Origin of the sequence: Synechococcus sp. R3-13, assembly GCF_047462195.1 — a bacterium.
Classification (GTDB): Bacteria; Cyanobacteriota; Cyanobacteriia; order Thermostichales; family Thermostichaceae; genus Thermostichus.
This window is the reverse complement of sequence record NZ_JANSIO010000245.1, coordinates 1-9964: the sequence shown is the minus strand read 5'-3', so window position 1 is coordinate 9964 and position 9964 is coordinate 1. Positions and strand designations below refer to the sequence as shown.

Here is a 9964-nt window from a genome sequence, read left to right as displayed (position 1 = left end):
GATTAAGCGCCCATCAAAAGGGATCCAAGTTAGGGAGCGAAAGCCCATCCAGCCCTCCGGCTCGGGAATGGCAATCACCTCGTAGAGGTTCTCCAGGCGGATCCCACCCCATCCCGCCTGGTAGTAGCCCGGCTCGATGCTGTTGATCATGCCCACTTTGAGAGGGGTGCTGGCGCGGCGGTGGATCCCGTTGGGCCCCTCGTGGACATTCAAAAAGGCGCCGACACCGTGGCCGGTGCCATGGCCATAGTCCAGCCCGGCCTGCCAAAGGGTAGAGCGGGCGATCCCATCCAACGAGACTCCATAGGTGTCGGGGGGGAAGATCTGGCGGGCGCATTGAATGTGGGCCTTGAGCACCTCGGTATAGCGCCGCTTGCACAAGGGATCCGCGGGTTGCGGGCCAATCCAAACGGTGCGGGTATCGTCGGTGGTGCCCCCCAAGTAGTGGGATCCGGAGTCCAACAAAAACAGTTCGCCCGGCTGCAGCAGCTTTTGGGGATCCGGAGTGCTGTAGTGGATGATGGAGCTGTTGGCGCCGGCGCCGGCAATGGTGTTAAAGCTCAGGCCCACCCACTCCCCTTCCTCCCGGTAATGGGCCTCCATGATGGCGGCCACATCGGCTTCGCTGATGGGGATCCCCTGTTGGATTTGCCGGTCGATCCAGGCCAGGGTACGGATCTTGGCCCGGCTGGCTTTGCGGTTGGCCAGGCGCATCTGTTCCAGCTCGGTGGGGTTTTTCACGGCCTTGAGGGCTTCTACTGGGTGCTCCAGCTCGCGGCAGCTCGCATCCTGCAGCAGCTCTTGAGTGCCCTGGGTGGTCTGCTTGGGATCCAAGCCCACCGGCGCGTAGCTCTTGGCCCATTGGGGCAGTTGTTCGTTGTAGGTCTCATAAGGCCAGAGTTCCACCCCGGCTTCTGCCAGAAATTGCCGAGATGGGGGACTGAGCCGCTCCAGATCTGTGAATAGAGCCGCTCTATCTAGGCTGACCAAAGCATAGGCCCAAAACACTGGGTTGTAGGGGATGTCGGATCCCCGCAGGTTAAACAGCCAGGCCACCTGATCCAATTTGGTCAGGGGCAGCAGCCCCACCCGCTTGCGGCGCATCTCCTGCCGGACTTGGGCCAGCTTTTCTGCAGGGGTGGCCCCGCTTAGGTGGGTGGGTACCGAGTCAATGGGCCGGTCAAAGGGAGCGACAGGAGCGGATCCCTGAGCCAGCTTATCCACCAAGTTTTCCGTGACCGGGATCAAGAGCACCCCTCCCGCTTGGGCATGGGCCTGCAACTGGCGATAGGTGGCCACCGCCACCGTAAAGGGATCCACCCCCAGGCGAAAGCCGGATCCCAGCTCTTCCACAATCTCCATCAGGCTGGGCTGATTCGGCAGACCTCCTTTGATCACTGTCAATAGATTGGGATCCACCTCCCGCTCCGCCTGTTCGTGATAGCGGGGATCTACCCACAGCCAAGCCCTGTCCCGGGTGATCAAGGCATCCCCCACCGAGCCGGTAAAGCCTGTGATCCACTGACGCCGCTTGCGATGTTCCGGCAAATACTCGTTGAGATGCTCATCGGCAGAGGGAACCCAAAAGCCATCCAGATCTTGTTCTCGCAGAAGCTGACGCAACTGCTGCAAACAGGCAGCAACATCCAGGCGGGGCAGGGTTTGGAGCATGGCAGAGGGGTAAAGCTAAACGGCCAGGCTATCGCCATTCTAAACAAGGTTGGGCCGCCCCCACTTCCCGCCTTCAGTGGTCGGCCATTTCAGATAGCAGCCAGATAGCAGCCAATACCTCCCTCTTCCTATGGGTGAGGGAAGAAATCCGCCAGCTCTAGCGCTCCTCAGGAAAGCCCGCTTCCCGCCAAGCCCGCATGCCCCCATCCATCGAGATCACCCGGCGATAGCCCATTTTCTGTAGGTTATCGGCTGCCAACGCGGAGCGAAACCCGCCGCCGCAGTACAGGACGATCTCCGCTTCTTTGTCGGGGATCACCCTCTCGATGTCCCGCTCAATGATCCCTTTGCTCAAGTGGATGGCTCCGGCAGCGTGGCCGGCTTGCCACTCCGACTCTTCCCGCACATCCACAAAATAGAAGGGATCCCCTTGCAGTTGTTTTTGCCTGACCTGCTCGACTGTCAGTTCTTGGATGCGGCTTTTGGCCTCGTTGACCAGGGCCAAGAAAGCTGGAGAGTGCTGGGGAGCCATGGAGAACAGGCGCTATGAGCCAAAGCTTATTCCAATCGATCTTATCTGGTCTGGACTTTGGGATCTCAACTGCCCTAAGGCTAGACTGGGATCCAGATTTGCCGGCTGGAGGCCCATGGCTTGAAATCCCGATCTAACTTTCCGCAACTGCTTTGGCCCCTTGCTCTGGCCGTGAGCTGGAGCATACCCCTTGGATTGACAGCCGGTCACGTCAGCCGGACGGAGTCCTCGGCTTGGGCCCAAGCTGCCCCGATGCCCCTAGAAAGTGGAATCCAGCGGCAAGTTTCCAGCCCACCGCCAGCCGCCCTAGTGGAGTGGCTAAGCCAGCAGGTGGCCGCCGCCAACCGGCGGGATTTGCCAGGGGTGATGGCCGGCTACAGCCCCGACTTCCGCCACCGAGATGGGCTGGACCGGGAAGAGGTGGAAGGTGCCATCCGCAAGCTGTGGAGCTCTCATCCCAAGCTCACCTATTCGGCCCAGATCCTCTCCTGGCGGCAGGTGGGCCCTGAGATTGTTGCGGATATTCTCAGCCAAGTAGAGGGATCCCAATCCTCGGTGCGGGGGGACTTTCAGGTAGAAGCCTCTGCCCTGGTGCGCAATCGCTATCGCCCGGATCCAGCCAATCCCGGACAACTGCTGTTGATTGACCAAGAAGTGCTGCGGGAGGCCAGCACCCTCACCTCTGGATCTGCCCCTCCCACCGTCACCTTGAACCTGCCGGAGGTGGTCAAACCGGGATCCACCTATTCGCTGCAGGCGATTGTGGCAGAGCCTCTCACCCACTCTTTGCTGTTGGGCGCCGTTGCCGAACAACCCGTTGCCGGGGCAGGCTACCCAGAGGTGACCTCGTTTGCTCTCGAACCCCTACAGGCCGGAGGGATCTTCCTACAGGCAGATGCTCCGCAAGAACCCCGTTCTGAGTGGATTTCTGTGATGTTGATTAACCAAACCGGCATCACGCTGGAGAGTCGGCGTCTTATCGTCAGCGATCGCTTGGCTCTGGAGGGATCCCTGGCCATCCCCACCGTCCCTTAGGAAATCTTCAGGATGATGAGGAATGGCTCTGGGGTAATCTGGACAGGCAGTTGAGCTTGTTAAGATGGGAAACTATGCGCCCCTCAGCTTGTTTGCTTTCTGGTGCTGGCCCTATTTTTGAGCGGTTGCGATAGCGGCGACTCCCTTGGTGCTCCGGTGGTGGATCGCCCCACTCCTGCCAGCAATTGACCGAACAATCCCGAGGGGTCTCGAAAGGTTGGGTCGAGGTGTCTTGAAAGGACCCAACCTCAAGAAACATTGGCATCTTTAGACGCCCGTCCATTCCAAGCCCCGCTACAGCTATCTGCAAAACTATCCGCTCTCTCCCACCCCCAAGGCAACAACAGGAGGTCAGGGAAAGAGCGGTCTAGCGGGCCTTCAACTGGAACCTGACTGCCGGGAGGAACTCCAAGCGAGCCAGAACGCGAAGACTCTTCAGCAGACTGAAGGATCTAAGTTCAGACCGTTAGAGAACAGCCCCGGCGCACAGCCGGCTGAACCCAACTTGACGACCCTTACAACTACTACTATCTGGCATCCGCAGGAACCTCCCTTACTAAACGACACCCTGAGACTAGCACAAATCTTTTCTTGTTTTCTCGATCAGGGAGTTCATGCGGTGGTTTGTTGGAGCCGTTTGAGAGCTCCAGGCGCTCTGGGTGACCGTGGGCTTCGGATCCCCTGTCCCACAAGAGGGGTGAGGGATGGACTGCTGAGGATGAGGCGACAGCGTAGGATAGAGAGACGCCCTTTAGGTTGCTCGAGTTGCCGTGGACTACAAAAGTACCCTCAACCTGCCCCAAACTCAGTTTCCCATGCGGGCAGAGGCCGCCAAGAGAGAACCCGCCATTCAAGCCTTTTGGCAGGAAGAGCAAATCTACCAGCGCCTTGCCGACCACAATCCTGGGGATCCCTTTGTCCTGCACGATGGACCGCCCTACGCCAATGGCGATATCCACATGGGCACCACCCTCAACAAGATCCTCAAGGACATTGTGAACAAGTACCACATCTTGCAAGGGCGCAAGGTGCGCTACGTGCCCGGCTGGGATTGCCACGGCCTGCCCATCGAACTGAAAGTGTTGCAAAGCCTCACCCCGCAGGAGCGGGAAAACCTCACCCCTCTGCAGCTGCGACAAAAAGCCAAGGAGTACGCCCTGCACTACGTTGATGTGCAGCGGGCCAGTTTTCAGCGCCTGGGGGTATGGGGATCCTGGGATCGGCCCTACCTGACGCTGTCGCCGGAGTACGAAGCCGCACAGATTGAGGTGTTTGGACAAATGGCCCTCAAGGGCTACATCTACCGCGGCCTCAAACCCGTCCACTGGAGCCCCAGCTCCCAGACGGCTCTGGCGGAAGCGGAGCTGGAGTACCCTGACAACCACATCTCCCCCAGCATCTACGTGGCCTTTCCCCTGCAGAGCCTCAGCCCGGCGGCGCAGCCGGTTTTGGAGCCTTTCATGCCGGGCCTGCGGGCAGCCATCTGGACCACCACCCCTTGGACGATCCCGGCCAACCTGGCTCTCTGCTTTAACCCCAAGCTCACCTATGCAGTGGTGGAGTCTCCCCGCTTCGGCCTGCTGTTGATCGCCGCCGATCTGCGGGAGCGGCTGGAGAAGGTTCTGGAGACGCCTCTGGAGATCAAGGCCACCCTGCCGGGATCCGCCCTGGAATACAGTCAAGGACGGCACCCCCTCTTTGACCGCGCCAGCCTCTGCGTGCTGGGGGACTATGTCACCACCGAGTCCGGCACCGGCATTGTGCACACAGCTCCGGGGCATGGGGAAGATGACTTCAAAACCGGCCAAAAGTATGGTCTGCCCATTCTCAGCCCTGTGGACGATCAGGGGAGATTTACCGCCGAGGCCGGATCCCAGTTCGTCGGGTTGGATGTGCTCTCCAAGAAGCCGGAGACCAGCGGCAATGCTGCTGTCATCCAGGCTCTGCAGGCTGCGGGGGCTTTGCTCAAGGAAGAGCCCTACAACCACAAATATCCCTACGACTGGCGCACGAAAGAGCCAACGATTTTCCGGGCCACCGAGCAGTGGTTTGCGTCTGTAGCTGGCTTCCGGGAGCTGGCCCTGCAGGCCATTAAAACCGTGAAATGGATCCCGGCCATCGGGGAGAACCGCATCACTGCTATGGTGTCGGAGCGCTCGGATTGGTGTATTTCCCGCCAGCGGGCTTGGGGCGTGCCCATCCCCGTCTTTTACGACGAAGAAACCGGCGAGGTTCTGCTCACCGCCGAGACCCTCGACCACATCAAGGCCATTTTTGCCCAGTAGGGATCCGACGCCTGGTGGAAGCGCCCGGTGGAGGAGTTGCTGCCGGAGCAGTACCGCCACAATGGCCGCACCTACCGCAAAGGGATGGACACCATGGACGTGTGGTTTGACTCCGGCTCTTCCTGGGCGGCAGTGGCCAAGGCGCAGGGGTTGGGCTACCCGGTGGATCTGTATTTGGAAGGCTCCGACCAACACCGAGGCTGGTTCCAATCCAGTTTGCTTACCTCCGTGGCCGTCAACGGCCATGCCCCCTACAAGGCGGTGCTCACCCATGGGTTTGTGCTGGACGAGAAGGGCCAGAAAATGAGCAAGTCCCTGGGCAATGTCATCGATCCGCTGGTGTTAATCAACGGCGGCAAAGATCCCCAGACGGATCCCGCCTACGGGGCGGATGTGCTGCGCCTGTGGGTCTCCAGTGTGGACTACTCCGGGGATGTGCCGCTGGGTAAGACCATTCTTGGGCAAATGGCGGATGTATATCGCAAAATCCGCAACACAGCTCGCTTTTTGCTGAGCAACCTCTACGACTTCAATCCAACTCAGGATGCCGTTCCTTTTGAAGCCTTGACGGAGCTAGACCGCTACATTTTGCACCGCCTGCACGAGGTGGGATCCGAGATCGGCGAATCTTTTGCAAGCTATCAGTTCTACCGCTTTTTCCAGGCGATTCAGAACTTCTGTGTGGTGGATCTCTCCAACTTTTACCTGGATATTGCCAAGGATCGCCTCTACATTAGCCATGCCCAAAGTCTGCGGCGGCGCCAATGTCAAACGGTGCTATCCCTGTTGCTGGAGAACTTGGCCAAGGCCATCGCCCCCGTTCTCTCCCACCTGGCCGAAGAGATTTGGAGCCATCTGCCCTATCCCAAGCCCACCCGTTCGGTGTTTGAGGGGGGGTGGATGAAGCTGCCGGAGCACTGGCGGGATCCCCAGTTGGCGGCCATTTGGGAGCAGCTGCGAGAGGTGCGCCAAGAGGTGAACAAGGCTCTGGAGCAAGCCCGTACCGGTCGCGTTAGCGGGACGGAGTCCTTTAAGCCCATCGGCGCTTCCACCGAGGCCAAGGTAATCCTGAAGGTAGCGGATCCCGGCCTATACGCTCTTTTGCAGGAGCGGTCTGCCGAGTTGCGCTACTTGTTCATCACCTCACAGGTGGAACTGGAGAAAACCTCAGGTCAAGGCTTGGAGGTCTCTGTTTTTCCGGCTGACGGCCAAAAGTGCGTGCGCTGCTGGAACTATTCCACCCGTGTGGGGGAATTTGCCGAACATCCAGAGCTGTGTGAGCGTTGTGTAGCCGCTCTGGCCGGGGAGTTTTGAATTCGGGACCCCGTCCCGCTGGCGGGAAGGGATCCCCCTCTTTGAATTGGCTCTTTCTCCGGACAGGTCTTGTCGGCCTTCTTCGGGATCAAGGGGCAGAGCTGCGGGATGGGATCCCCTCGACATGGGTGTGCAACACCTTGCCGCACAGGGTTTTCTCCAGCCAGGGAGTCGCTGGCGATCGGGAGTGGAGAGTGGCAACAGAAACCGTCCAAGGGTGGGTGGGATCAAACAGCACCCAGTCGCTGTGGGGGGTAAGGGTGGGCGGATCTAGGTTTAGGCAGCGGGCCGGGTACAGGCTGAGGGCAGACCACAGTTGCAGCGCTGTCAGGGATCCCGTTGCCACCAAATGTTGCCACAGCAGCGGCAGAGCCAGCTCCAGGCCCATCGCCCCCGGCGGGGCATCGGCAAAGGGCAGGATTTTCTCTTCATGGGTGTAGGGGTGGTGATCCGTCGCGATCCCCAGGCTGCCGGAACGGATCCCGGCGATCAGAGCCTCTCGGTCGCCGGCGCTGGGAAGAGGGGGCAGGATACGAAGGTGGGGATCGTAGCGATGCTCAAGGACGGCCTCTTCGGACAAGATCAGGTGCATCCAAGTGGTGCTGGCGGTAACCGGCAGTCCTTCGGCTTGGGCCTGTTGGATCAGCTCCAGGCTGCGGGCTTGGCTCAGGCGCATGATGTGCACGGGCGGGGGGGAAGGAACGCTCCTGATCATCTCCAGAAGGCGGGCCAGAGCGGCAGTTTCAGCACTGGCAGGGATCCCTTTCAGCCCTAGGCGCAGCGCCCAGATCCCTTCGTAGAGGCTACCTTGCCCGGCCAAGGTGGGATCCCAGGCCCAGAGCAGCAGGGGTTTCTTCCCCAGCCGCAAATACTCCAGAGCCCGCCGCACCAAAGCCAAGGAGCGCAGTGGCTGAACCTCTGCAAAGCCAACTGCTCCCGCTTGCGCCAGTTCTCCCCAGGGGGTTGGGGTTTCTCCCTGGCCACCCACGCTCAGGGCAGCCCAGGGCAGCCAGCGGGGATCCCCCAATTGGCGGGGGTAGCGGTTCAGGTGTTCCGGGTGATCCAGCACCGGAAATAGGCCGGTTCCAGGAAGGGGGGTGGGCAGAAGCCCCACCTGGGTAAAGCCTCCCGCCAAAGCCGCTGCAGCCAAAGAGGTCAGGGTTTCCCGACTGTGGGCCAGAAAGTGCTCCGCACCGCTTACGCGACCGCTGCCAACCATCTCGCCGCTGTGGGCATACAGATCCAGCAAACCCGGCCCCACTACCCAGCCTGAGCCATCGATGGTGGGGATGTCGGCAGGGATCCCTGCCGGCTCGGTGGCCCGCAGGCGACCCTCCTGCAACCACACATCGGTTACTTCATCCCGCTGACGCCAAGGATCCAACAGGCGCACTCCCTGGAGATGCACATTTTGTCCTGTTAGTCGTCCTGTTAGCTCGCGGAGAGGGGATGAGCCCATCTTTACAAAGCTCCAGCAGTGGTGCAGTCCAGGATCTGGCCGGACAGATGGGTGGTGAGGTTCAACACCTTCAAAACCGGGGCACCCTCCTTGCCTTCTGGATAGTCGATCACCGTAATGGCGCCATTCCCCTGCTTGAAGATCCAAAAGGCTTGGGGGGAAAGGTCGAACAACTGACAGATGATCGCCTTGTTGATGGCATCGTGGGCAACAACAACCGCCGTGCCCTGAGGAAACTGGGCTGCGGTGATGGCCAAAAGCTCCTGCCAAGCGGAGCGAGTGCGCTCCCACACCTGGTGAAGGTTTTCCCCATTGGGCATCTGCACACTGGCGGGATCCCGTTGCCAGCGCTCCAGCTCGCCGGGGTATTCGGCTTCGACTTCGCTTTGCAGCTTGCCCTCCCAGTCGCCGTGGCAGATCTCTTGCAAGTCGGGCATTGGGCGCAAAATGAGGTTGCTGTGGTTGCTGCAGATGGCATCGGCTGTGGCCCAAGGGCGCTTCAGGGGGCTGGAGAAGGCCAGTTGCAGGGGTTGAGTGGCCAAAAATTCTGCCACCTTGGCTGCCTGTTCCTCCCCGGTGGCATTGAGGGGGATATCCCGCTGCCCCTGAAAACGGCGCTCTCGGTTCCATTGAGTTTCCCCATGCCGCACCAGCAAGATGCGCATCCCCTGCTTGCGCTTGGGCAGGGCTGGGCCGAGGTGAGCGGTGATGTTCAGAGATTCCAGTTGTGGCGGCCCCTGCAGGCCCTCGGGAAAATTGAGAACGCTGATGGCGCAGTTATCCTGCCCAAGGCGGTGATAGTGGTGTGGCCCCAGGCCGATGGCGGTGCTGACCAGGGCGCGATTGATGCCGCTGTGGCCCACGATGAGGATATTGAGGGTCTGTCTCTGGGAGGGATCCGCTCCATGGTTCCAGAGGCCTGCAGCCGATTGCAGATGCAGGGCCAGCATTTCCCAAAACCCCTGCGCCTGCTGCCAGAGATCCCGCACCGGAAAGCGGCCCTCTAGCTCCAGGGTGTCGGGATGGTGCCGCCACAGGTGGTAATCTTCGGGGTATTTCTCCTGCACCTCGGCAAAGGTCAGCCCTTCCCAGGCCGTCAGGTCGATCTCCCGCAGTTGATCGGTGATGTGCAGAGGGATCCCTTCTCGGTCTTTCAAAATGACGCGAGCGGTATCGAGGGCGCGAGACAGGGGGCTGCAATAGGCGCAATCCAACGGGATCCCGGCCAGGGCCTCGGCTACACGCTGCGCCTGCACTTCTCCAGTGGGGGTGAGCCGGGAGAGATCGGAGCGGCCTTGAATGCGATTTTCCAGGTTAAAGGTGCTCTCACCATGGCGCACGATCAAGATGCGCAGGGCAGGCTGGTCGCGGTAGCGGGACGGAGTCCTTGCCATCGCTTGCATGGACTTACTCATCGCAGTAGCGGGACGGAGTCCTTAGAACACCTTCTAGAGTACCGCCACTGGGCGGCGCTCGCCTTCGTCAATTCACCGGTTGGGCTGCCGACTGAGGCGTATTTGGGCTGGTCGCCGCTTGTGATGGGGGCATCTTTGGAGAATGGCCGCGCTGCGTTTCCGCTGGCAGAGGTTTTGGTTGAATGGACGTTGGCGAAGGGGGCCGGCTTGGTGCTCCTTGCCCTTGTTGTGGTGCTGTTGGCGCAGTTTTTCC

General features: G+C 60.5%; 5 protein-coding genes and 1 pseudogene. 2 read left to right on the top strand and 4 right to left on the bottom strand.

Annotated elements, in window-relative coordinates; all coding sequences use genetic code 11:
- Together NW856_RS07660 and NW856_RS07655 are read right to left on the bottom strand one after the other, a co-directional pair.
- Positions 1-1671: M24B family metallopeptidase (locus tag NW856_RS07660; RefSeq protein WP_414399714.1), on the bottom strand; the 1671-nt coding region annotated here is incomplete at its 3' end.
- Between the two features lie 157 nt (positions 1672-1828).
- Positions 1829-2203 carry a rhodanese-like domain-containing protein gene (locus NW856_RS07655; RefSeq protein ID WP_011432658.1) on the bottom strand — a complete coding sequence of 125 codons (375 nt, stop codon included), beginning with the start codon at positions 2201-2203 and terminating at the stop codon, positions 1829-1831.
- A 120-nt stretch (positions 2204-2323) separates the two neighbouring features.
- Here NW856_RS07655 and NW856_RS07650 point away from each other — a divergent pair, with 120 nt between their 5' ends.
- Together NW856_RS07650 and ileS are read left to right on the top strand one after the other, a co-directional pair.
- Complete coding sequence (locus tag NW856_RS07650) at positions 2324-3238, top strand: hypothetical protein (protein WP_414399713.1); 915 nt, start codon at positions 2324-2326, stop codon at positions 3236-3238.
- Between the two features lie 815 nt (positions 3239-4053).
- Positions 4054-6837, top strand: a pseudogene (gene ileS / locus NW856_RS07645) (isoleucine--tRNA ligase).
- 88 nt (positions 6838-6925) lie between these two features.
- Here ileS and NW856_RS07640 read toward each other — a convergent pair.
- Both NW856_RS07640 and NW856_RS07635 read right to left on the bottom strand, forming a co-directional pair.
- On the bottom strand, positions 6926-8296 hold the full coding sequence (locus NW856_RS07640) for a dihydroorotase (protein WP_414399712.1): 1371 nt from the start codon (positions 8294-8296) through the stop codon (positions 6926-6928).
- 2 nt (positions 8297-8298) lie between these two features.
- A complete protein-coding gene (locus NW856_RS07635; protein WP_414399711.1) occupies positions 8299-9711 on the bottom strand; it encodes a histidine phosphatase family protein in 1413 nt (470 codons plus the stop codon).
- Positions 9712-9964 lie beyond the last annotated feature (253 nt).

What these genes read in the sequence shown, in the direction of transcription:
- NW856_RS07655 (WP_011432658.1), bottom strand. Translation starts at nt 2,203, where the DNA reads ATGGCTCCCCAGCACTCTCCAGCTTTCTTGGCCCTGGTCAACGAGGCC.
- NW856_RS07640 (WP_414399712.1), bottom strand. Translation starts at nt 8,296, where the DNA reads ATGGGCTCATCCCCTCTCCGCGAGCTAACAGGACGACTAACAGGACAA.
- NW856_RS07635 (WP_414399711.1), bottom strand. Translation starts at nt 9,711, where the DNA reads ATGAGTAAGTCCATGCAAGCGATGGCAAGGACTCCGTCCCGCTACCGC.